The organism is Paenibacillus sp. Soil724D2 (assembly GCF_001427935.1).
Classification (GTDB): Bacteria; Bacillota; Bacilli; order Paenibacillales; family NBRC-103111; genus Paenibacillus_E.
Window position 1 is genome coordinate 57,901 of sequence record NZ_LMRY01000017.1, and the last position, 24,075, is coordinate 81,975.

16 protein-coding genes are annotated in these 24,075 nt (G+C 43.8%); 13 read left to right on the forward strand and 3 right to left on the reverse strand.

The features are described 5' to 3' along the window. Nucleotides 1–6: 6 nt before the first annotated feature. The 5 genes from ASG85_RS16945 (at nt 7) to ASG85_RS16965 (ending at nt 9,050) form a co-directional block, all read left to right on the forward strand. Nucleotides 7–903: a carbohydrate ABC transporter permease gene (locus tag ASG85_RS16945; RefSeq protein WP_057305417.1), complete on the forward strand. Its 897-nt coding sequence runs from the start codon at nt 7–9 to the stop codon at nt 901–903. Nucleotides 904–1,064: 161 nt separating this feature from the next. Next, a complete protein-coding gene (locus ASG85_RS16950; protein ID WP_082588122.1) occupies nt 1,065–2,705 on the forward strand; it encodes an extracellular solute-binding protein in 1,641 nt (546 codons plus the stop codon). Nucleotides 2,706–2,804: 99 nt separating this feature from the next. Continuing rightward, the gene (locus ASG85_RS16955; protein WP_156396644.1) at nt 2,805–7,250 is read left to right on the forward strand and encodes a X2-like carbohydrate binding domain-containing protein; all 4,446 of its coding nucleotides are present in this window, start codon (nt 2,805–2,807) and stop codon (nt 7,248–7,250) included. 160 nt (nt 7,251–7,410) lie between these two features. After that, complete coding sequence (locus ASG85_RS16960; protein ID WP_057305414.1) at nt 7,411–8,091, forward strand: GntR family transcriptional regulator; 681 nt, start codon at nt 7,411–7,413, stop codon at nt 8,089–8,091. A gap of 41 nt (nt 8,092–8,132) precedes the next feature. Then, the gene (locus tag ASG85_RS16965) at nt 8,133–9,050 is read left to right on the forward strand and encodes an SGNH/GDSL hydrolase family protein (protein WP_060647114.1); all 918 of its coding nucleotides are present in this window, start codon (nt 8,133–8,135) and stop codon (nt 9,048–9,050) included. 119 nt (nt 9,051–9,169) lie between these two features. Here ASG85_RS16965 and ASG85_RS16970 read toward each other — a convergent pair whose 3' ends face one another. Further along, on the reverse strand, nt 9,170–10,801 hold the full coding sequence (locus ASG85_RS16970; protein WP_060647116.1) for a response regulator transcription factor: 1,632 nt from the start codon (nt 10,799–10,801) through the stop codon (nt 9,170–9,172). Between the two features lie 2 nt (nt 10,802–10,803). Further along, nucleotides 10,804–12,627, reverse strand: a complete 1,824-nt coding sequence (locus tag ASG85_RS16975) for a sensor histidine kinase (RefSeq protein WP_060647118.1) — start codon at nt 12,625–12,627, stop codon at nt 10,804–10,806. 178 nt (nt 12,628–12,805) lie between these two features. Here ASG85_RS16975 and ASG85_RS16980 point away from each other — a divergent pair, with 178 nt between their 5' ends. The 4 genes from ASG85_RS16980 (at nt 12,806) to ASG85_RS16995 (ending at nt 17,665) form a co-directional block, all read left to right on the forward strand. Then, complete coding sequence (locus ASG85_RS16980; protein WP_060647120.1) at nt 12,806–14,143, forward strand: ABC transporter substrate-binding protein; 1,338 nt, start codon at nt 12,806–12,808, stop codon at nt 14,141–14,143. A gap of 95 nt (nt 14,144–14,238) precedes the next feature. Beyond that, complete coding sequence (locus tag ASG85_RS16985) at nt 14,239–15,120, forward strand: carbohydrate ABC transporter permease (protein WP_060647122.1); 882 nt, start codon at nt 14,239–14,241, stop codon at nt 15,118–15,120. Nucleotides 15,121–15,133: 13 nt separating this feature from the next. After that, nucleotides 15,134–15,955 (forward strand): carbohydrate ABC transporter permease, encoded by an 822-nt coding sequence (locus ASG85_RS16990; protein ID WP_060647124.1) that lies wholly within the window; start codon nt 15,134–15,136, stop codon nt 15,953–15,955. A 6-nt stretch (nt 15,956–15,961) separates the two neighbouring features. Further along, a complete protein-coding gene (locus tag ASG85_RS16995; protein WP_060647126.1) occupies nt 15,962–17,665 on the forward strand; it encodes a glycoside hydrolase family 66 protein in 1,704 nt (567 codons plus the stop codon). 93 nt (nt 17,666–17,758) lie between these two features. Here ASG85_RS16995 and ASG85_RS17000 read toward each other — a convergent pair whose 3' ends face one another. Then, on the reverse strand, nt 17,759–18,310 hold the full coding sequence (locus tag ASG85_RS17000) for a hypothetical protein (RefSeq protein ID WP_060647128.1): 552 nt from the start codon (nt 18,308–18,310) through the stop codon (nt 17,759–17,761). A gap of 268 nt (nt 18,311–18,578) precedes the next feature. Between ASG85_RS17000 and ASG85_RS17005 the strand changes: the two genes are divergently transcribed. From ASG85_RS17005 to ASG85_RS39900, 4 genes are all read left to right on the forward strand, one after another. Next, nucleotides 18,579–19,661 carry an LLM class flavin-dependent oxidoreductase gene (locus ASG85_RS17005; protein WP_060647130.1) on the forward strand — a complete coding sequence of 361 codons (1,083 nt, stop codon included), beginning with the start codon at nt 18,579–18,581 and terminating at the stop codon, nt 19,659–19,661. A 124-nt stretch (nt 19,662–19,785) separates the two neighbouring features. Then, nucleotides 19,786–21,612: a heparinase II/III family protein gene (locus ASG85_RS17010; protein ID WP_060647132.1), complete on the forward strand. Its 1,827-nt coding sequence runs from the start codon at nt 19,786–19,788 to the stop codon at nt 21,610–21,612. A gap of 200 nt (nt 21,613–21,812) precedes the next feature. Beyond that, nucleotides 21,813–23,285: a methyl-accepting chemotaxis protein gene (locus ASG85_RS17015; RefSeq protein WP_060647134.1), complete on the forward strand. Its 1,473-nt coding sequence runs from the start codon at nt 21,813–21,815 to the stop codon at nt 23,283–23,285. A 33-nt stretch (nt 23,286–23,318) separates the two neighbouring features. Next, the gene (locus ASG85_RS39900; RefSeq protein WP_060647135.1) at nt 23,319–23,543 is read left to right on the forward strand and encodes a GNAT family N-acetyltransferase; all 225 of its coding nucleotides are present in this window, start codon (nt 23,319–23,321) and stop codon (nt 23,541–23,543) included. Nucleotides 23,544–24,075: the final 532 nt, after the last annotated feature.

The following is a 24,075-nucleotide window of genomic DNA, read 5'->3' on the forward strand; positions in this document are numbered from 1 at the left end:
CAAACGATGAATACGATGAAAACGACAATCAGGGAATCGGTTGGCGATAAACTATTTTTGATTAGCATCTACGTGATACTGAGCCTCCTTTTAGTTATCGTCTTATATCCGCTTATTTATATTTTTAGCAGCTCGTTCAGCAGTCCGTCGGCGGTAACCTCAGGCCGTGTGTGGCTCTGGCCCGTAGAATTTTCCCTCAAGGGATATGCAACTCTCATCGAAAACCCGAAAATTGTTACAGGCTACGCCAATTCTCTTTTTTATACGGCTGCCGGAACGATCATCAGTGTAATGCTTACAATCATGATTGCTTATCCATTATCACGTAAAACTTTATTCGGAAGAAATATGCTGATGATGCTAATTACATTCACGTTGTTATTTAGCGGTGGATTGATTCCTACTTACTTGGTTGTGAAACAGATGGGGTTAATCGATACCAGATGGGCCTTATTGATTCCTAACGCGATATGGGTATGGCAAGTGATCATTGCGAGAACGTTCTTCCAGTCTTCGATTCCGGATGAATTAATTGATTCGAGTGAAATAGATGGATGCAGCGATCTGAGGTTCATGTGGAGTGTTGTGGTTCCATTATCGAAACCAATCATAGCTGTTCTGTTCTTAATGTACGCTGTGGGTCAATGGAACGCTTACTTCGATGCCCTTATTTATCTCAAAACCGCCAACCTTTTTCCGCTTCAGCTCATTTTGCGCAGCATTATCATTCTTAACAATAGCTCCAATGCCACAGATGCCTTAAAACAGGTAGAAAGACAGCAGCTGGCAGAGCTTTTGAAATATTCACTGATTGTCGTGGCAACGCTTCCAGTACTCGTCATCTACCCGTTTGTGCAGCGTTACTTTGTTCAGGGGATGTTGGTAGGTTCTGTAAAAGGGTAAGTGAAAGAGGGATAACCTATCCGATTGAAGAATTGAAAGGGGTGATTGACTAAAAAAATAGCGTCTAAAGATTAAACGATAGATAAGCAAACTAGTCAATTCAAAAAAGGGAGCGGATTCAATTGAAAAGAAGATCGGTTAGTAGCTTGGTTTTCATCTTGATGTTCAGTATGGTACTTGCCGCATGTTCGAGTAAAGTGGAGAATACGGCATCGCCGAATCCTTCAACAGGGACAGCTTCGCCAAGTGCAGCACCAGCGGCGGCTAAACCCGTAGAAATTAGCGTCTTTGCTCAACAAGCGAACGACATGGATTTGAAGACGAACCTATTCACGAAGCATTTGGAAAGCAAATTTAATGCTAAATTTAAGTTCGAAATCATCCCTTATGATGGGGCCAAAGAAAAGCGTCAAATCTCCTTAGCGAGCGGCGATTATCCAGAGACGTATATGTTAACGGCCTATATCGACCAATTCTCACAAGCTGATCTTCTCAAGTTCGGCAAGCAAGGCGTTCTGCTTCCATTGAACGATTTGATCGACCAATATGCGCCTAATATTAAAAAGGCGATGGAGAAGGATCCAACGCTCAAAAGCTTCGTCACAGCGCCAGACGGAAAAATATACGGACTTGGCTCCTATACGCAATGCTTCCACTGTTCATACCCGAACAAAATGTGGATCAATACAAGCTGGTTGAAAAAATTAAACCTCGAAATGCCGAAAACGACCGAAGATTTCAAGAAAGTGCTTCAAGCTTTCAAGAAGAACGATCCTAACGGCAATGGTAAAGCTGACGAAGTTCCGCTTAGCGGATCGATTGAGGATTTCGGCGTGCGTGTCATTCCGTTCCTGATGAACGGCTTCATCTATGATGACGACCGGAATTACCTGAACTTAGTTAACGGTAAAGTGGATACTGCGGCCAATAAGCCGGAATGGAAAGAAGGACTTACCTATATTAAATCGTTGTACGACGAGGGCTTGATCGATCCAGGTGCGTTTACGCAAAATGCCGAAGCCTTTAAGAAAATTGGCGAGAACGCTGGCGGACAAATTCTAGGTGCAGGCGCGGGCATGCATCCAGCCATCTTCGTTAACATTGATAAAGGAAATAAAAATTCAGCTGATTATAATCCCGTACCTCCGCTGACAGGACCGCATGGTTCATTAGCAACGCATGATGGAGGCGGCTTAATTCCGGGTGCGAAATTCGTTCTTACGAACAAAGCAAGCAAAGAATCACAAATCGCGTTGATTAAAATGGTTGATTACATGTACACGACAGAAGGACAAACGAATGCAGCATCAGGTATGGAAGGCATCGATTGGAGAAAACCGAAAGATGGCGAAGTGGCTTTAGGCAAGGGAGTTACACCTCAAATTGCAACGATTCCAGCTGTAGACGGGCAGCCTCCTCGTAATGCCGGATGGAGCGGTATGGGTCACTTCTACCAGCCGAAAGAGTACAGAGACAGCTTCGTACAAGGAACGGATGTTTACGACTCTGCAAACTACGAGCGTAGACTCTACGATGCGACGCTCTTGTATCAAGGTCATGAACCGAAGGAACTATTCCCAATGTGGGCGATTTGGATTGATCCGGCACTCACAGACGAAGCGAGCATTCTTCAAACCAACATCAAGAACTATATTGAGCAAAGTTCGCTTCAATTTATTACAGGGAATAAGGACTTGACGAAGGATTGGGATGCCTATGTGAAAGGTCTCGAAAACTTAAAAATGGGCAGATACCTTGAAATTCTGCAAAAAGCTTACGATACTGCAGCAATAAAAAAATAACGATCGATGAAGTAGTGGCCAGGTGTTTGTTCTAGAATTAAAGCACCTGGCTTTTTTTTATGAATTTAAACACTAAAGGGGATGTATGATGTGGGATATATGAATAAGAAAACTAGATTATGGCTGCTGGTTTTTAGTTTCTTTATCACGTTGTTTGCTGTCTTTATCCCGAAAGGACAACCCGTACAGGCAGCTGATAATGGATTAGCGCAAAAACCCTACATGGGCTGGAGCAGCTACAGCATGCAGGTGTATCATAACAACGGAAATTGGATTACAGCCGAACAGATTATAGCGCAATCTGACGCTATGCATGCGACTCTGCAGCCTCATGGGTACAATTATATCAACGTAGATGCAGCCTGGAATGGGAGTATGGATGAATACGGACGCCCACAACCAAGCACTACTTTGTATCCGAATGGCCTTAGTGAGGTCATCAATCATGTACATAACAATGGGCAAAAGTTTGGCCTCTATTTTATACCGGGGATGTCGCCGGCAGCTTATGACGCCAACTTGCCAATCTATGGTACCTCCTGCCATGCACAAGACATCGTGGTCCTTCCATTAACGACGTCGGATTATTGGAATATAGGTTATAAAATTGACTTCTCAAAGCCATGTGCTCAGAGCTATATCAACTCCATTGCCGATGAGATTGCCTCATGGGGTGTTGATTTCGTGAAGTTCGACAGCGTAACCCCGGGCTCCGGACATAATGACACGTCCATTGATGCTCGCGGTGATGTCAAAGCTTGGTCCCAGGCACTTGCACCGCATCATATCTGGTTCGAATTATCATGGGCGCTGGATATTAACTATGCTGACACCTGGAAGAAATACGCAAACGGATGGCGTGTCGACTGGGATATTGAATGTTATTGCGGAACCGCGGGATTGACCAATTGGGCTAACATCGCCAGGCTATTTCCGCGAGCTGGAGAGTGGTGGCGCCATGCAGGTCCGGGCGGATGGAATAATTTCGATTCCTTGAATATCGGTAACGGCGCCATGGATGGCATTACACCGGATGAGCGGCAGACAGCCATGACTTTTTGGGCCATCTCGTCGGCCCAGCTATATACAGGCAATGACTTAACCAACCTGGACGAGTTTGGCATTAAGCTCTTGACGAATGATGAAGCAATCGCCGTCAATCAGGCTGGTAAGCCGGCACATCCCGTATCCCTCGCAACCGAGCAGCAGGTCTGGTATGCGAACAACGGCGATGGAACCTATACCGTTGGACTGTTTAATCTGGGAAGCTCGAACGCGACGGTGAACGTCAATTGGAGCGATATTGGTTTAAGCGGAGCTGCCTCTGTACGAGATTTATGGAGTCATAGCGATCTAGGTGTATTTAACTCGGGCTTCAGTTCAGGGGATTTGGCTCCTCATGCTTCTCGGTTGTTGAAGGTTACATCGCAAGGAGGCGTTTCCTCCATCAATGATGATGATACGGGAATATCCTACACAGGCGATTGGCAGCGAAACAGCAACAGAGGATTGGGTGCTACTCAGAATCTTGCGATCACCGTTATCGATTCATTGGCACAAAACAGCACGATCAGTCCGTCTACTGAGAGTTTTGATAAAAATGTAATCACTCAGACTGATGTAACGACAACGATGACGTTGAATGGAAACACACTAAGCGGTATATCGAATGACAGTGTAGACTTGGTGCTTGGCACCGACTATACGGTTTCAGGCAACTCGGTAACGATCAAGAAAGGTTACCTTGCTGCTCAACCGGTCGGAACTACACAGCTTACTTTCACTTTCAGCGCGGGAGCTAGACCTATTCTGACTATTGCAGTGAGCGACACCTCGCCTAAGAACAGCACGATCCTTCCGTCAACTAGAAATTTTGATAAGAAGGTAACGCTGCAGGCGGATGTTACGACTACATTGCTACTAGACGGTAATCAGTTCAGCGCTATAACGAATGGCGGAACACAGCTTGTATTAGGCACTGACTATACGGTATCTGGCAATACATTAACGATCAAGAAGGAGTACCTGGCCACACAACCGCTCGGGACAACGAACCTGCTTATTTCCTTCAGCGCCGGAAATCCGCAGACGCTAGCTATTGTTGTAAGCAACACCTCTCAAGGCGGATCAATTGCCATCAATAACGATGACTCGGGGATTACGTATTCGGCCGCTTGGCAGCGAAGTACGAATCGAGGGCTTGGTGATTATTTGAATGATGTACAATTCACCGAAAGAAATAACGAATATTTTGAATATGCCTTTACTGGAACGGGTATTGAATATATTACGGAAATGGATTCATCACAGGGCGATGTAGATATTTACGTGGATGGCGTATTTAAACAAACGATTAGTACGTTTCATTCGAGTCGTTTAGCCCAACAACCCGTCTATGGGATTGCAGGATTACCGAACGGTCCTCATACGATCAAGGTTGTGAAAAAATCAGGTTCTTACATGCTCCTTGATAAATTGCGCGTTCTAATCGCTGATCTGATTAATCCAGTTACGGGAAGCTTTGACAAAAAGTTAACGGCACAGGCAGATGTAACGATTACTCTGACGCCAGGCAGCTATACCCTCAGCGGCATCGCTAACGGGGGAACCTCATTGCTTGCGGGTACCGACTACTCGTTATCGGGTAATGCTGTAACGATCAAGAAGGAATACCTTGCGGCTCAACCCATTGGTTGGACGGATCTGACCTTCACCTTCAGTGGGGGAGCTGCCCAGAACCTTCCAATTCAAGTAGGCGACAGCTCGGTGACGATTACACCGGTTTCTATTAACGATAACGATCCGGGTATTGTTTACTCAGGCTCTTGGGGGTATAGCAACAATCGGGGACTCGGAGATTATAACGATGATGTTCATTACTCCGAGGCCAACAACGATAACTTTGAGTATGCCTTCATAGGAACGGGCATTGAATTGATGACAGAGAAGGATGTTTCGCAGGGCGATATCGATATTTATGTAGATAACGTGTTCCAGCAAACGGTGGGTACATTTAACAATAGTCGGTTAGTCCAACAAAGTGTATACAGTATCGCGGGACTGCCGGACGGTCCTCATACCATCAAGGCAGTGAAGAAATCAGGGTCTTTTATGCTGTTGGACAAATTGAACGTGACTCCATCAGCTGCAGGCAGCACAGTTACGGGAAGTGTGTATAGACAGGTGTCAGCACAATCGGTTCAAGTAGTACCATCCATTACGTCAATCCAGCTGACTCCTTCGGCAGCGCCGGAAATGACTGCACAAACGGCTACCTTATCCCATGGCGCCACGGCTAGTATCAATGATGATAATGCTGCCATTCATTATTCTGGATCATGGGGTTATAGCAATAATCGAGTATTCGGGGATTATCAGAACGACGTTCATTACACCGAGGCGAACAATAATTATTTTGAATATGTCTTCAAGGGAACGGGCATTGCGTTGATCACCGAGAAGGATACTTCACAAGGCGATATCGATATTTATGTTGATGATGTATTCAAGGAAACCGTGAGTACTTATCATGCCAGTCGATTAGCACAGCAAACGGTGTACAGCATTGCAGGATTGCCAAGTGGTTCTCATACGCTTAAAGTGGTGAAGAAATCGGGATCTTATATGCTGCTGGACAAATTAACAATACTTGTAGGCGATCTGATGAGTCCTGATACAGGTAGTTTTGACAAAAAGATAACTGCACAAGCAGATGTGAGCACTACGTTGTCACTGGGCGAGTATGTACTTGATCGAATTGTCAATGGTCGTACGACTCTAGTGTCAGGAACCGATTACACATTAGTAGGCAATACGTTAACGATCAAGAAGGAATACCTTGCAGCGCAGCCGGTGGGAACTACGAATCTAACGTTCGTCTTTAGTGGAGATTATAAAAACGACGTGCATTTTACAGAAACAAACAACGATTATTTCAAATACACCTTTAAAGGAACCGGAATAGCAGTTATAACGGAAAAAGATGCTTCACAGGGTGAAATCGACGTTTACGTAGATGATGTTTTCAAACAAACCGTTAACACGTATAATGCAACGCGATTAGTTCAACAAACGGTTTACAGTATTTCCGGTCTTTCCAATAGCTTGCACACAATCAAAGTCGTGAAAAAATCAGGCAGCTATATGCTGCTGGATAAATTAAGCTTTACGGTTGCGCAGGTACCGTCAACTGCTGCCGTAACGACGACTGGGGTCTCTAAGGTCAAGAACACAAGCGCAACAATTGCCGGAAAAGTAACGGCTGATGGAGGTACTGCTGTCACATCGCGAGGAATCGTGTATTCAACAGCACCAACTCCTACAATAGCTGGTTCCGGATCAACTAAAGTTGCCATTGGCTCTGGATTAGGCGAATTTAGTGAGAAAATAAAGAAATTGAAACCAAATACGACGTATTACGCCAGAGCTTACGCGACTAACTCAGCGGGAACGAGCTATGGGGCTGAAGTTACGTTTAAAACAAGTAAGAAATCCGATAATCAGAATGATCATGAAGATGATGACCAGGATGATGAGCAGAAGTAAGTATCCGACCCTCTGCGGGCGAACAAATTTTGTAAGAGTTACGACATAGGTTTCTAAAATATCGAGCCCTTCTAGTTGTCAAGGGGGGGCTCGATATTTATTATTTGATAACCCACAATCATACATGATATATTAAGTGTAAAAAGAATGAGGGTATCCTATGGGCAGTAAAATTAGTCGTGTTAATTTAACCGAAGAAATTTATCGGATTGTCAAAGAAGACATATTAACTCATAAATTGAAATCCGGTGAAAAAATTAACATTGATCAATTGGCGCGCGATTTAGAAGTAAGCAATATTCCGATTCGTGAGGCCCTCTCCAGATTGCAATCGGAAGGGTATCTGAATGTCATTCCTTTTAAAGGGATGTTTGTGAATATGATGAGTGTCAAAGAGTTGGACGAATTATTTGAGATTAGACTGCAGCTTGAACCACTTGCTGTTGAAAAGGCCGCGCTTCTTATACCTGATGAAACACTGGAACGGCTGCAAGAAACTATGAATTCCCTTCAAACTCAGCAATCACCGAGATCTACAAACGGTTTGGGGACTATTAAGGAAATGAACATGTCTTTACATGGCACTATTCTGACCTATTGCGACAATTCCAATTTACAGAATTTAGTTAGGGGGTATATTGAACAGATTCAAAGATATTTAACCTACATCCAATTAAACTTAGATATTAATACCACGAATGAGGAATGGTCGGAACATAATGCTGTCTTACAGAAATTAAAGCAGCGAGATCCCAAAGGCGCATCCGATGCCATGTCCAAGCATATTATTAATTCCCGCAAAAGGACGAATGCTCATTTTATGAAAGCGGGTAGTAACTAGTCGAATTTTATCACGGGGATATGATGAAAAGGAGAGTTGAGATGACTCCAATCGAGAGAAAGGAATCGCTGTTGACTGATGGTAAAAGAATTGTTTTTCTTGGGGACAGTATTACAGATGAAGGGACGTTTATTGCTTATGTGGATGCTTATGTTGAACAGTATAGGCCCGACATTCCTCTCACACTCATAAACCTTGGCGTAAGCAGTGAGACTGCTTCAGGATTAACCGAGGCCGACCATCCATTTCCACGTCCCTGTATCCATGATCGATTAGCAATGGCATTACAAGAAAGCAAACCGGATTGGGTTGTTGTGGGATATGGCATGAATGATGGCATCTATGCACCATTTTCAATAGAACGGTTTCAAGCTTATCAAAATGGTATACTTACAGCCATTCGGATGATCCATCAAAGCGGGGCAAAAGCCATCGTCATGACGCCTCCGCCCTTTGATCCCGAATCTATGAACGTTAATGTTCTTTTGCCTGATGGTCAGAAAGACTACAGCTACAAGGAGCCATATGCACGTTACAATGATGTCATTAGATACTATGCGAATTGGCTGCTAACGTTGGATTCAACGGCTGAAGAAGTCGTGAATATCTACGACCCACTTCTTCAGCATAGAGAACAAGAGCGCGAAATCAACCCTGTCTATCGTTCTGGTGACGGTATTCATCCCAACTCAGATGGTCATTGGGTGATGGCTAGAACGCTTTTAAGTCGTTTATTTCATATTACGTTGGAACAGATGCCAGATTTCGTAGAACAACCCGATAATTCGCAATTATATCAATTGATCCTGCAGCGTCAACAGCTATTAGGCTCGGCATGGAAAGAACACGTAGGTCATACCAATCCTAGTAAAAAGGAAGCTTTGCCACTGGAATTAGCCTTGAGAAGAGGCGAAGAGATCACCAAGCAAATTCGGATGATCGCCGTGAAGTCTCAATAAAATCATTCATGATATAGGAAGTTTCACGCACGCTTCGAGAGCGTACAGCCTGAATACAGCATTATCGCTCGTGGTATCGAAAATGAGTTGAAAGAAATTGATGCGATAACGAGCGGCGTTTAATTCCCTCGTTGAGTACTCATGTATTTTTCCTGAAATTCACCGGGCGGCATGTTATAGTGCTGTTTAAATACATGGGAGAAATGCTTGACGCTGACGTAGCCGACTTTGTCAGAAACATCGTATACTTTTTCCGGAGGAACGGCTTTCAGCAGCTTGGCAGCTTGCTCCATTCGAACACGTGTCAGAAATTTGATATAGGATTCCTGCACGGTTTTATGGAAGATTTGGCTTAAATATCCGGAAGAAATGCCTAGTTTCTCAGCTAATAGGGCTAAGCTCAGCGGCTCGGAGTAATGGGCGTAGATATAGGCTTTGACGCGGCTGACAATATCTTGTTCGCTGACTGGGTTCGGTTCCTCATTTCTTCCTGAGGTAAAAAAACCAAGTGTTTCGCGGAATAAGATAAGGGTGGATTCATTTGTCCATTGTACGCTTGTTTGTTGAGAATTCTTCTGGAGGTGCCGGTAGGCTCTCTCCAAGACTTCTCCTCGATGTTCATTCGTTCCTTTGGCCAGTCTTCGGATCAAATAAATGCCAAATTTAAGTATGCTGGATACGCTGTAGGCCTCCATCTTGTCGACATATTGGTTAATAGCCATAGAGTAAACGATTTCGTTATGATCCAGTAAAGCGAATTGGATGGAGGACATTGTATACTCCAAAGCGGTAAGGCGTGGTTGTTCGTTAAGCAGAGTAAGCTCGTCGAACAGAGTAGGTCCGTCTAAAAAAAGACGATAGTGAAGATTCCTGCTTGCGATCTGATAAGAGGCTTGCAGCTGAAATAATTCGGATTCAAAGGAGCCTAGAGCGCCAGACACGGTGACTCCTGTATTTGTCAGCATCACAGAGGATATTTTTTCATATAGCAATTTACATTTTTGTTTGATATGGTTTTTGTCTTCACCCGTCACAAGAATGCAAGTGTTCTGTTCTTCATCCAAGAATACAAATCCCATTCCTCCGCCTTCCTCGGATAATTCGCTCGCGATTTGATTCAGAATAAATCGAAAGATCGATTTATCGCTGAACGGAATACCCTTCATCGCAAGTTGATCCTCGTGCAAATCAAGCACCATAATCATACCTTCGGTTTCAATCAGCTGTACCTTCAGTCGAAACACGAGCGGATACAGCGCTTTTATCTCCACACTGCTGTCGCTTACCAATGCTTTCAAGAATTGCTTCACCACTTGGCTTTGACTGTCTTTGCTTATATTTTTCATTGCGAGAAAAGCAAGCTCCTCACGGGATTTCCGCTCCAGCTGATCGGTTATCTGTTTGATCGTTTCGATCAGATCATCTTTAACCACTGGCTTCAGCAAGTAACTATGAACACCATAACGGATTGCTCCCTGCGCCATAGAGAACTCGTCAAAGCCAGAGAGAATCAATACGATCGGCGGCTGATCCGTTTGTGATAATCTGCGGCACAGCTCCATCCCGTCAACCACAGGCATTTTGATATCGGTAATGACGAGATCGACCCGCTGTTCCTGCAGCTTTTCCCATGCTTCTTGACCGTCCATGGCCTCGTCAGCCACTTCCCAATCGAGATGATTTTGACTAAAATGCAGCTTCAAAAATTCGCGGACCAACGGCTCATCATCAACAATCATGACTTTATTCATTTTTATCTGCTCCTTTCCGGCCCATAACGGGGCAAATGGATCCAAACGGTCGTTCCTTCATTAAGCACACTGTCCACGGTTAATCCATAATCGGGACCATATTTTAGCTTAATACGCTTATTCACATTGATAAGACCGATCCCCAGACCATCACGAACCGTCTTTCCAGGTACCGGTTCCTCCATCTCTAACCGCTCCAGCTTACGGCGGAGCTGAGCCAATGTCTCGTTACCCATTCCGTTCCCGGTATCTTGTATGGTGAAGAGTATCTCCTTTTCTTTCGTTTCACTTAAAATCGTTAGGGTTGTTTTCTCGCGTTGAGCTTCACATCCGTGAATGACTGCATTCTCTACAATCGGTTGAAAGAGCAGGGCAGGGAGTAACCGATCATATAGAACAGGGTCAATCTGGATCGAATAGTCGAGTCTTCCTTCGTATCGGCTGCTTTGGATACTCAGATAAGCTTGAAGAAGCTCGAGTTCACGCTGGAGCGGGATTTCTTTATCCCACATGGTTATGCTGCGCATCAAATCGCTTAACTTGTGGATATGGTCCACGGCTTTTTCGTGCTTGCCCGTTTGCATCAACATCGAGATCATATTTAACGTATTGAAAATAAAATGAGGTCTGATCTGGTTATATAAAGCTTGAACCTGTGCTTCTTTTTGCAGCAGTTCCGTTTCGTACACTTTCTTGACGAGCTGTGTATTCTCTTCCAACATCTCACTTACTCTAGAGACAAGCCGATTAAATGAGGTACCTAAGTATCCGATTTCATCTCTTCTGAGGTCGGGAAAACGAACAGATAAATTGCTTTGCTCTACTTCTTTCATCAAATGTACAATAGTGAATAGCGGCGCCAGAAGCTTGCGTATAAACCAATAAAGCAAGATAAAAGCCAGGGCTGAACAAACCAGCGCCATCCAAAAGCCGAAATTTCTTGTTTCCTTGGCCTTATGATTTAACTCTGTCAACGAGCTTACGGCAAGAATGGTCCAATTTGATCTAGGTAAAAGAGTTGCATTCAGCAAATAAGGGGTGTTGTTATCCTGAACGGATAGCATATTCTTACCGCTTTTTTGTATAGCTTCATAAAATTTCTGGGCATTCAAATTCTTCGTATTGCCGTAAATCACATTGTGTTTCTCATCAATAATGAACAAGCCTCCGTCAATTCCCAAGTTAACCTTATCGCAGATGATTTCAATGCCTTTGTAGTTCGCATCGACTTTAATAACGCCAAGTATTTTCTCTGTATTGCGTGTACTTCTAAGTTGTTTGACGATGGAGAACACCTTGGGTCCTTGGTTTTTCACCATCTGCTGGGTATGCGTCGGCACGAAAATGGAATCCTGTGTTGTCATGGCTTGCTTATACCAATCGAATTCTTGAAAACGGCTTTTTGTGTCTACGCTGATAGGAATTCTTCCACTGGTATACACATCATCCGTTAATATGAACACACGGTTAATATCTTTGCGGGGATAAATCATCATTTCTTCCAAATAGCCCTCGATCGTGCGGCGTTTCTGCAGAAGTTCATAATCGGAGTTCTTCGGATTATCTTCTATGGCTTTCATGACGCTATCATTCATATAAGGCGACAAGGAAAGCCGAAACAGATCGTCAAGGTACGTATCGATATTATAGGAGACCTGCTCAATAATTTGTTGGACTCTATCGGAGGACTGCGCTTCAAAATCCTTCGTATACTTGGAATAAGAAAGGATCGATTCTAAGTATACGGATCCAAGAATGAAAAGCGCGGAGAAGACAAGCAATTTTCTCTTGATGCTCCACTCACGGTAATTTTTCCATCGATACATATAATCTCCCCCCTGAATTCAGTGTAAACGCTGCCATTATAGAGGGCAATCTGTTTTTGCGTGATCTGTAAAAATCGTACCTTGATCTAAAAAATGCGGTGTATCTCGTCGATTCAATCCGCCTTATGATAAAACTGTAACCAAGAATAAAGCGGGATACGATAAAGGGAGGATATCTATGAACACTAAGAAGATGAGTATGCTGCTTAGTTCCATCATGATCTGCGGGATCGTTGCCGGATGCAGCCAAAAAACGACTGAAGCGCCAAAAGATGCGCCAGCTACAACTGCACCTGCACAAACAACGAGCAAACCCAAAGAAACTGTAAAACTTAAATTTTTCACAGGAAAAGTGGAAACGGTTGATTTGATCAACACGATGATCGAGAAATTCAATTCGGAAAACCCGGGTATTGTTGTTGAACAAGAATATCAAAAAGATGCAAGTAATGTGATCAAAGTGAAGTTCGCTTCTGGTGATATTCCAGATATCACAACGGTCGTTGAGCAGGATTATATAGACCAAGGAAAATATCTGGATCTTTCGAGCGAAGCTTTCTGGTCCCGTGTTCTCCCAGCCATCAAGGAATTGTCCACAGACGTGAAAACAGGTAAGCAGTTCCGTGTCGCGACGAACGTTACAACGGCTGGTATATTCTATAATAAAAAAATATTCAATGAACTTGGGTTGAAAGAAGCTTTAACATGGAACGAATTCAAAGCTAATTTACAAACGATCAAAGATAAGAAACCAGATGTCGCTCCTATCTTTATAGCAGGTAGAGAGTCCTGGACATTGGGTCATTTCATTGAGTTCTTGCCTCACGGTATCATCAAACAGACCCTAGGTGTAAACGGATCCCGTAAAGCATTCATCAATAATGAATCTGATAAATTGGCATTCGATGCAGAGAATGGTTCCATTGATACATTTGCCAAAAGACTACTTGAGCTCAAAAGCGCTGGACTGATGAACGGTGACGCATTGACAGCTACTTATGATAATCAAAAAGAGGCTTTTGCAACTGGTAAAGCAGCGATCATCAGTCAAGGTATGTGGGTATTGGGCGATCTGCTAAAAATTAATCCGAATATTCAAAATGACATCGGCTTCAGTCCATATCCGTCCATCCAAGATGGCACTAAACCGGTCGTGCTTTCCGCAGACGACTCTAGATACGCAATTACTTCCCAGTCCAAACACCCAGCAGAAGCGAAGAAGTTCCTTGAATTTCTGATCAAGCCTGAGAACCTGAAAACATACAGCGAATTCTTAAAATCGCCTCCTGCATTCACGGATGTATCCGCAGATTGGGGTCCATTGAAAGATCAAGTTTCGCAAGCTTTGAAAACTGGTGTTAACATTCCGTTCACGGATACACCGTCTGGCTTCTCTGGCGATGATGCAGGAAGAATGGTTCAAGATGTACTGGCAGGCAAATACACCAAAACGATTGACTTTGCAAAAGCTTACCAAACGGCTTGGGATAAAGCCTGGAAAGCAACACATAAGTAAGGCTAACTAAGCTGAGCCCTACGAGAATAGCCAGAGTTAAATGCAATAGACTCGGCTTAATCCGGGTCTATTGCGATGATTGGAGAGAGAGATGGATGAAAATACTGCATAAGCTAGGGAACAACCTGCACAAATTAATGGCGCTTCCTGCCATCATCCTATTTGGACTATTTTTCATATATCCGTTGACCCAGGGGATCGGAATCAGTCTGACCGACTCCAATGGGATATCTCAGCCTCAATTTATTGGGTTTCAGAACTTTGTTGAATTTTTTAAAGATGAACGTGCCAAAAAAGATGTGGCAACTACTGTTCTCTTTGCTTTGGGAAGCGCTCCGCTGCTTAACTTATTCGGCTTTTTGTATGCGTTGGTATTGGATCGTTCCTTCAAAGGTAAAAGTGTAGTCCGAGCTATCATTTATTTGCCGGCCGTTATTAGCCCACTCATCATGGGGTATGTGTGGTACTTTATCCTACAGCCGGATCGCGGGTTCCTATATCACTTCCTTCAAAATTTACATTTAGGCGCACTTAGCGGCAATTGGCTTGGTAATCCTAAATCTGCTCTCATCGTTCTAATTCTGATTAACGTATGGCAGTTTGTGGGCATGACCATGATTATTTATTTGGCAGGGCTGCAATCGATTCCCAAAGAGATGTATGAGGCGTGTGAAATCGATGGGGCTGGCTATGCCAAATCGTTATGGTACATCACCATCCCGATGCTTGTGCAATCTATCAAAATTAATGTTGTGACGAATATAATCGGCTCGTTGTCTGTATTCGAAGTTATCATTGCTCTAACCGATGGGGGACCAGGTTACAGCACCGAATCGCTTAGTATATACATTTTGAGAATGCTGTATGGCAGTTTTACCGGTTACTCAACAGCAGTTGCTATGATATTATTCGCTCTCATTATTATTCCTGTGTTTATTTTTATGAAATTTATTAAAACAAGAGAGTTCGAAATGTAAAGGGGGCTTCGTTATGAACTTGATTCGAGTGTTTAGCAAATATGCTTTAGTGACAGTTATGGCGCTGCTGTCCTTAATTCCGTTCTATATCTTGCTTTATTTGGCTCTAAATACGCCTTCGCGCACGCTTTTTAATGGCTTTGTGCTGTTTCCCGATTTCCATTTTGCTAACTTTTCACAAGCCTGGAAAGTATCTAAGATGAGTGCAGCCATTGGCAATTCGCTGATTATCGCAATAGGCGGCGCACTTTTGATAATCCTTGTGTCCAGCTGTGCGGGATATGCGATAGCCAGGCATCAAAACAAATTCCATGCGATCGTGTTTCACGTTTTGCTAATTTGTATGATGATTCCAGCGATTATCATAACGGTGCCTTTGTATACACTCATGAAGTCGATTGGCGGTATTAATACTCATTGGGCCATGATTTTACTAATGGCTTCCAACGGTATCCCTTTTTCTGTGTTCCTGTACGCCAGCTTCATTAAAGTATTGCCTCGTGAAATTGAAGAATCAGCAATTATTGACGGTTGTACACCGTTCACTGCGTTTTGGCGAGTCACGTTCCACTTTCTTCGTCCAGTCACAGCTGCGGTAGTCATCTTGCAGGGCCTGGCGATCTGGAATAATTATGGGCAAGCGGTGTTTTTCCTGACAAGCCAAGAGATGCGAACGATTCCGCTAGCCGTGTCCATGTTTTTTCAACAGTACGGTGCCCAATGGAACCTCATGGCTGCTGCCGCTGTAATTGGTCTAGCTCCTGCTGTCATCGCATTTTTAATTTTCCAAAAATACTTTGTCAAAGGTATAACTGCTGGGGCAGTGAAAGGATGAGGAAGTATGTTCCCACAAATAAAAGACATATTCGCAAGCAAGGCGCAATTTGTTACAAATGAACCCGTTTCGATTGAAATTGAACTAGATAACCCGGCACAACATGAAGCTCAAATTCATCTGGATATCAAAATTCTCGATTCGAACCGGATCATAAAGATATGTTCACTTGATCTTACTTTACAGCCGAATTCAAGCTCAACCCATGTGGTTGAAATAACATCTTTTGATTCGGATTTTCAAGGGTACGGCGTTGATGTTGAACTTATTCAAGACGGAGCAGAGCCGCAGCACTTTTCGAGTAGCTTTGATGTGGTCTCCGACTGGAGGAAATCACCTCGTTATGGCTTCCTAAGCGATTTTCATTCTCGTGAAGAAGGTGATACGACTGATGTTGCCAGCCTTAATAAGCTGCACATTAATTTAGTTCAATTCTATGATTGGATGTACCGCCATAATGATCTCGTGCCTCCCCAAGATGTGTTTACCGATTTAATGGGGAGAGAGCTGAGTCTGAAGGTCGTGAAGGAGAAAATCGCGCTATGCCATTCTTATGGGATGAAGGCGATTGCTTATGGAGCTATCTATGCGGCAAGCAAAGCCTTTTGCGAGGAGCATCCGGAGTGGGCGCTATATTACAGTAATGGCCATGTTGTTGACTTCATCAACATCTTCTCCATCATGAATATCAATGAAGAATCTCCTTGGCACAAGCATATTATTGATGAATACAAAAAAACGATCGAAATCGTCCATTTCGACGGTATTCATATGGATACCTACGGATATCCCAAAACGGGTATTTCTATGCTTGGCGGGAAACAGAAAGTCGAGCGGCTCGATAAGCAATTCCCGATTCTTATACGTAACACCCGTCAGGCCGTAGACCAGATTAAAGACGATGTTTGTCTCATTTTCAACAATGTCGGGAATTGGCCGGTTGATACCGTCGCTTTGGCTGAGCAGGATGCCATCTACATCGAAGTATGGAATCCATATGAAAAGTATCATCATATTCAGCAAGTGATTGCTTGGGCCAATCACTTGGGCAAAGGAAAGCCAGTCATATTGGCTGCTTATTTGAAGCCTTTTCGTTTGGAGTCAGAGGAAACCATTGAGAAGGCTCACATGTCTGCACTGCTGCTTTCAGCAATTATTTTCTCTCACGGCGCTTATCATCTGCTGTTAGGTGAGCGCAATGGTGTTCTCACGCAGGGATATTATGCCGACTATACGATTGTAAGCGATGTGTTTATGAGAAATATTAGGAATTATTACGATTTTCTCGTAAGATATGTGCATTTGCTGCAGGATTCAACGCTGCGCGACGTATCAATGACGCATGTGCAGGGCGATAATTTGGAGTATGTGTTTGAGAATGTCTCTTTCTCCACATATGGAGAACCGAATAAAGTTTGGACGGTTGTTAGGGAGAATGAGTCACATAGGGTCATCAGCTTTATTAATCTCACAAATAATTCAGAGGATTACTGGAATGAAGGTAAATTACAGCCGACGCCTGTAGAAGGAATCAGAGTGAGAATTCAAATCGATGGCCCGGTTAAGCATGTATTCACAGCTAGCCCGGATGTCGAGATGGGCAGACCGCATGATTTAATCTATACAATTGAGGACACCGAACGCGGATTAATTCTTTGTGTTACCGTACCTAAGCTTTATGTGTGGAGTCTGTTAATTATAGAGGTATAACATAGAACACAAAAGTACCGTCAGGATTCGAAACTTCCCTGACGGTACTTTTGACACTTACCTGATCATGAGTCTGGACCAGCTATGTTGTTCTTATTGAACATCAGCGACAACGAATTTGTCGTTTGCTTTTTTGGTCGTATACGTTACACCGTCTTTGGTAGTGAACTTAACTTGATCCTTTGAATTCGACGCGTCAAACGTAATATCTTCTTTTTTCGTTGCAAGAAGGTTAGAAGTGAAGAACGATTGTTTGTTTGTTACGATAGCATTATCCACTTTTTGATCAGTTAGGTAATGCGCAGTTAATTTATCAGCCATAGCAGTATCGAAATAGCTGGAAAGAAATTTCACAGCTTTTTCTTTGCCGTCTGCCGCTTTAGGGTTGAGGATAAACGCGCCATCGGTGGATTTGGCTTCCGCAAAGAGGAAGTCCACTTTCTCCTGAGCGATTCTTGCAGCTATATAGCCTTTCATATTAATGGCATCTTGGCTTTCAGCAGTTGCTTGCGGAGCAGCGGTTGTGTTCGATGTAGCTGCGGCTACTGGGCTTGGCGATGATTTCGGTTGATTGGAAGAGCAAGCTGCTCCTGTCAACATCACGGTAAGTAAAATGAGTCCTGCTGTAGTTTTTTTCAATGTCATTGTCGTGCACCTCTTCATTTCCTCATTCGAATAAGACTAATTTTGTAAAATTATCCGAAATATATAATATTTTTTTAATCAGCAATATAAAAATATATAGGAAATTGTGAGAAATTGCAAATTCTCTTCATTTAACAGATCGACTCTATATAGAATGTTTGAAAGTTTGGATAGAAAGAACCTATTAGACGATGAAACCATGTGATGCTAAAATTTATCCATGTTATAAATCCGATTAATATTATGTGTATTGTGGGGGATGCGTAAGATGAAATTTGCTTTATTTAGTCTAATGATGAATCTTCCTAACGCTGTGACTGGGGAAACATTAACGGTTCAGCAGAAATTTCAGAATGTGATTAAGCAGGCATTACTGGCAGAAGAGCTTGGCTTTGAGGCTTATGGAGTAGGTGAGCGGCATGGCGCGCCGTTCCAGTCTTCTTCACCGCCAGTCGTTTTAGCTGCCATTGCAGCTCGAACCTCTCGTATACGTTTATTAACCACGGTAACGGTTCTAAGTGTGTTAGATCCTGTTCGTGTGGCCGAAGACTATGCCACACTTGATCATCTCTCTGGAGGGCGTTTGGAAATGATCATTGGGAAAGGGAATGATCCTCGCCACTATCCGCTATTCGGAATAACCGAGGAAGAACAATGGGAATCTCTTGCTGAGCGATATGAGCTACTGAAACGCTTATGGCATGAGGAAAATGTCAGCTGGGAAGGGCGGTATCGTCCAGCACTTCACAATGTCACTACTGAACCAAGACCTTTCCAGAAACCAATCCCAGTGTGGCATGGCAGCGCATCAAGTACACGATCCACAGAGTTGGCTGCGAAACATGGAGAGCCGATCTTTTCATCAAATACCTTTCATCCCCAAGCTAAGTACAAGGCGCTGATCGACCACTACCGCGAACGGCTAGACTATTATGGTCATGATCCCAATAAGGCCGTTGTTGGATCAGGTTTCGGTAGTTTATACCTGGCGAATACGCCCGAAGAAGCGATCAAGCGTTATCGCCCTTATTATGATGCCTTGCATGCAACAGCTTCAGCGCAGCATAACCAATCTCCATTCAAGGATTTGGAGGACACTATCAAGAATGGTTCTGCGCTCATAGGGAGCCCCGAAACAGTCATTGAGAAAATCCTGAATTACCATGCGGCCTTTGGGCATCAAGTTGTAAGCATTAGTGTGGATGGGCTAACTGAAGCAGAACAGCGTGAACAAGTTGAACGATTTGCGACTGAAGTAGCACCTGTCCTTCGCAGAGAGCTTCCAAGTTCGGTTTGGAGAAGTGAACCTTCGCCGCAAAGCCATGCCGCAATCACGGTATCAGCAGGTTAGGCGGGCCAATGAGGCACGAAAAAGGTTAATATTTTACCCAAAAAAGTAAATTCATGAACTAGACGATAAACACCTTATTCATTATAGTGGGTTTTAAGATAACAAACCCAAAAGAGGTGTCCACTTGAATAGTCGATTATTGTTGGAAGCGCTGCAAGCTGCAGAGAAGGACCATGCTTCCCTTTTTAAAGAAGTCAGAACGCGATCTGTGGATATTCGCTCAGGTATGGACAATCCGCTGCTTGCTGCACACCGGATAGAAATCCGGCAGTTAGCTGCCCAATTTCTCACGAAGCCCATCGAGGCGCTGCCCTTCAGCGCATTTCGGTTATTTCAAGTAAATGGATCGAGAAAAGAGTTCGAGAAACTGTACTTCGATCGTCGACGTCGGCTTGCTGCTTTTGCAATCGCTGCTTTAACGGAAGATGATGCTGCATTCATTCCTGCACTCGAGGACATCATCTGGGCCATATGCGACGAATACACATGGTGTTTGCCTGCACACCTGAATGTTCATGATCCCGAAGCAGAAGATGAGGCGCCAAGACATGTAGATTTGTTCGCTTCCGAGACGGCACATGCGTTGAGCGAGATTTGTCATTTGTTCAAGGATCGACTTGATCCACAGATTGTTAGACGTGCACGCCACGAGGTCATGCGAAGAGTACTGCAGCCTTATATGCTGCTCAAGAAAGTGTTTGGGTGGGAGACAGCAACGAATAACTGGTCGGCAGTATGCGCAGGAAGCATCGGAATGGCTGCTATTTATATGATTCAGGATTCGAGAATCCTGATGCCTGTCTTAAATCGCGTTTTTGAAGCGATGGAGTGCTTCCTTGAAGGATTCACCGAAGAGGGGGCGTGTCTCGAAGGCCTCGGTTACTGGTACTATGGTTTCGGTTATTACGTATATTTTGCTGAGCTGCTGAAGCAGCGTACAGGTGGACAGGTCGATCTGCTTCTGGATGAAAAGAAAGCCCAGCGTATTGCGGAGTTCCCTCAATTCTGTTTTCTACAGGAGAATCATGTGGCGAATTTCTCCGATTGCTCGCGTACAAGCGGCATTCAGACCGGCTTATTCAGCCGTCTATGCCAAAGGATTGAACAACTCCGTACGCCGTCACTGTCGCATCGCTCGAATTCAATTGATCACTGCGGCCGCTTCGCTACGGCACTTCGTGATCTGGCTTGGACGGACTATTCGCTCCTGGAAAAAAGGGAAGGGCTTCCGCTTCGCTCAGAATTCCTTCAAGAAGCCGAATGGATGGTTAGCCGGTGTCAGGTGGGAGGCAAACTCATCAGCTTTGCTGCCAAAGGCGGACATAATGCGGAACCGCATAATCATAATGATATCGGACATTTCGTCTGGGTAGTGGACGGCGTCAGGTGGTTCGAGGATCTTGGTGCCGGTTTATATACAAGACAATATTTTGGCGACGTACGTTATTCGATTCTTTGCAACAGCTCGGCTGGGCATAGTGTTCCCATCATCAATGGCTGCTTTCAAAGTGAAGGAGAGTCGTATCGCTCTAAGGTAGTGGAAGTGAGTATTCAGGATGGAAGAGATCGATTCCTGATGGATCTGCGGCAAGCTTATGACGTACCGTATCTGCACAAGTTGGAGCGATTGTTCGATTTGGATAAGCTGCAAGGCAAATTAACGATAACGGACAGCTATGAATTCACGGAATCTCCAACATCGATTACAGAGCGTTTCATTACCCTCTATCCGCCAGAAGTTGGTAAGGAAGGGGAAATCATTTTAAGCGCAAGTGAAGGTCGGAAGCTTCGACTTGTATATGAAGCCCACCAATTGAATGCAGTGATTCAGACTGCTGAACATTTGGATCATTCTGGGAATACCGAGACTGTGTATCTGATTGATTTGCAGAGTATGGATTCGGCCAGACAGCAGGTCATATCTGTGACGCTTGAGCCTATGTATGAATAAGGTATTCCGGTTGATGTGATGGTTATGTCACATATATTGACATATGGCAACATTTTTTATATAATCGAACCATCACAAAGAAGTGATCACGTAGAAAATCTAACATTTCTTTCTTTTATGTTCTAGTCGGCAACGAAGCCTATCCGTTACAGTTTCTGTGATGGGATAGGCTTTTTCATGTGTAAAAAGGAGGAACCACTTTGTTCAAACTATTTCATTCATCATCGTATGAAAAGGTTCATGGGGATTTATTAAAAATGGCTACAGGTGATTTCAGTATGAACTGTGCCCCTGTTGTTGGTGAGAAATCATTAATCAGTACGTTGAAAAAAACAATTCGCAGTTTGAAATCTCTCATCCGAATCGTCGATAAATCGTCGAGTGAGCTTTACCACAAGATGGAGGATACGAGCACGAGGTCAACTCAGATTACTGTGCAGGTAGAAGAAATAACGGCAACGATGCGGGAAATGGCTGAAGGTATGCAGGATACCTCCGAACATGCCCAGTTCATATCAGATCAAATCCATCCTATCCACATCTTCCTTGAAGGAGTTAAAGATAGCAACAGTGCTATCGTCCAATCATCAACTCAATTTTTGGGAGAAGTAAGCTCCGGCAGAGTTGAAATGAGTGCAGCGATGGAACAAATGCAGTTAATCTCCAAGGATAGCACGCAAATCTATGTGAAAATGGATGAATTGAATAAAGCTCTTGAGAAGATCGCAGACATGACCATTCTAATCGAACATATCTCGAAACAAACCCAATTGTTAGCGTTAAATGCGAATATCGAAGCGGCGCGTGCAGGAGAACAGGGAAAGGGATTTGCAGTCGTTGCTCAAGAGATTTCGAAAATGGCCATTCAGACGAAGCAGGAAACGGTTAACATACAAGAACTTATCCAAACGGTTACTTCTAGTGCAGACGGATTGCGAGGTTCGATTCACCAGATGCAGGACACGGTTGGTACAGGAGCGCATACATTGCAAGGAGCAGTTAGTAAGTATGAAAGGATGGAGACGTTTCTTGATCAACTTTTGGGGGACATGCAGGAAGTAGATGGTCGCTTAGAAGGTGTTACCAGCAATACATTGTCTATTGCAAATTCGATTAATCAAACGTCAGCAATGATTCAACAAGTAGCGGCTGGGAGTGAAGAAGTTTTGGCTGCTGCTGATGTTCAGCTTCAGAATATCTTGGGGATGAATGAAAGTATTCAAGAAGCAACAAGGAGCAGTCTTTCCTTACGCTCGGTAGTTTCGCAATTTAAATTGCCTTCACTCCAGCACTCTCATGCCCTGCAGAAAGATTTGGATAAGTGGATGGAATGTGCGACGGGCATGAGAGCGATCATGGTTTCGTTGATTGAAGCGAGGAATCCCGAAAAAATAGCCGATTGGTACCAGAAAAAAGTGGCACAAGAGGTGCTTTTACAAACATGTATGAAAGAGCTGGAAAGTAAGTTGAAAGAGGCGAGTGATCGAAAATACTTCTCCTCGTTGCGCTCTGCGTGGGATGCTTTTGGTGTGATCAAGGATCAAAATGCAGCATGGATGCTGGAAGGGCAATATGATAAAGCGAAGCAAGCGCTGATTAGCCGCGGGCGAGAGAGTTTTAAACAAGCGGTTGATGTAGCTACGGAATGGATGGAGCAAGTCCACAGTAAATGATTCATCTTCTGATAAATAGGTTAATGAAGGGAAATGCTTCACCTAATCTATGTTGATCCTCGCTTTCGTGGTCGTCATTTAGGGAGACAGCTGCTTGATTTTGTAGTGGATGAAGCCCGTGAGAAAGGTAGGGAAATCATTCCTTCATGCTCATTCGCGTTGCAAGAATTCACGCGCCATCAGGAGTATGCAGATGTATGGGCGAAGACGGATACGAAGTATTCGGATAGTTATAGTTCGAAAAGTACAAACCTATAGAAGAGTGGCTGTCCCAAAAGTAGTCGAAGTTATCTGGAAGTTAGGCAGTACACACAGAGTTTGCCGACCTGTGACGCAATGATGAAAAGTATCGTTACAGCACTAAAATGATGATAGAGCTCCCTTGCAACAATGTAAAACATCATTCCATCAACCTTTTATGAACAGTTATTCGTCCAATCTCCCTCGTAACGATATAAAACATCGTTGCAGCAATCGTAATGCTACATCAACTTGAATCTAACGATGAAATACATCATTGCAGCAAAAGTATGGTGAGTGTTTTTATTGACGGTTTTCAGGTTTCCGGTTTGGAGGATAGAGGCAATAAGGGAAGCCTGTGCGTCTTTTTTCGCAGCGAAAGGAGCGAAAGTTGTACGCTGTACAACAATTTAGGTGATATCTTCTCTCAAAGCTGTTGGATGTTGTATTTCGTGCAACAATTCTATAAAGCCCCCTAATTAAGTTGGACACTTTTAGGCTAAGAAAATACAATGAAATTAGCCGGAGGTTGTTCGTATGAGGGTAAAGC

What these genes read in the sequence shown, in the direction of transcription:
- ASG85_RS16985 (WP_060647122.1), top strand. Translation starts at nt 14,239, where the DNA reads ATGAAAATACTGCATAAGCTAGGGAACAACCTGCACAAATTAATGGCG.
- ASG85_RS16980 (WP_060647120.1), top strand. Translation starts at nt 12,806, where the DNA reads ATGAACACTAAGAAGATGAGTATGCTGCTTAGTTCCATCATGATCTGC.
- ASG85_RS16990 (WP_060647124.1), top strand. Translation starts at nt 15,134, where the DNA reads ATGAACTTGATTCGAGTGTTTAGCAAATATGCTTTAGTGACAGTTATG.
- ASG85_RS16950 (WP_082588122.1), top strand. Translation starts at nt 1,065, where the DNA reads ATGTTCAGTATGGTACTTGCCGCATGTTCGAGTAAAGTGGAGAATACG.
- ASG85_RS16975 (WP_060647118.1), bottom strand. Translation starts at nt 12,627, where the DNA reads ATGTATCGATGGAAAAATTACCGTGAGTGGAGCATCAAGAGAAAATTG.
- ASG85_RS16965 (WP_060647114.1), top strand. Translation starts at nt 8,133, where the DNA reads ATGACTCCAATCGAGAGAAAGGAATCGCTGTTGACTGATGGTAAAAGA.
- ASG85_RS16945 (WP_057305417.1), top strand. Translation starts at nt 7, where the DNA reads ATGAATACGATGAAAACGACAATCAGGGAATCGGTTGGCGATAAACTA.
- ASG85_RS16995 (WP_060647126.1), top strand. Translation starts at nt 15,962, where the DNA reads ATGTTCCCACAAATAAAAGACATATTCGCAAGCAAGGCGCAATTTGTT.
- ASG85_RS17000 (WP_060647128.1), bottom strand. Translation starts at nt 18,310, where the DNA reads ATGACATTGAAAAAAACTACAGCAGGACTCATTTTACTTACCGTGATG.
- ASG85_RS17005 (WP_060647130.1), top strand. Translation starts at nt 18,579, where the DNA reads ATGAAATTTGCTTTATTTAGTCTAATGATGAATCTTCCTAACGCTGTG.
- ASG85_RS16960 (WP_057305414.1), top strand. Translation starts at nt 7,411, where the DNA reads ATGGGCAGTAAAATTAGTCGTGTTAATTTAACCGAAGAAATTTATCGG.
- ASG85_RS39900 (WP_060647135.1), top strand. Translation starts at nt 23,319, where the DNA reads ATGCTTCACCTAATCTATGTTGATCCTCGCTTTCGTGGTCGTCATTTA.
- ASG85_RS16955 (WP_156396644.1), top strand. Translation starts at nt 2,805, where the DNA reads ATGAATAAGAAAACTAGATTATGGCTGCTGGTTTTTAGTTTCTTTATC.
- ASG85_RS16970 (WP_060647116.1), bottom strand. Translation starts at nt 10,801, where the DNA reads ATGAATAAAGTCATGATTGTTGATGATGAGCCGTTGGTCCGCGAATTT.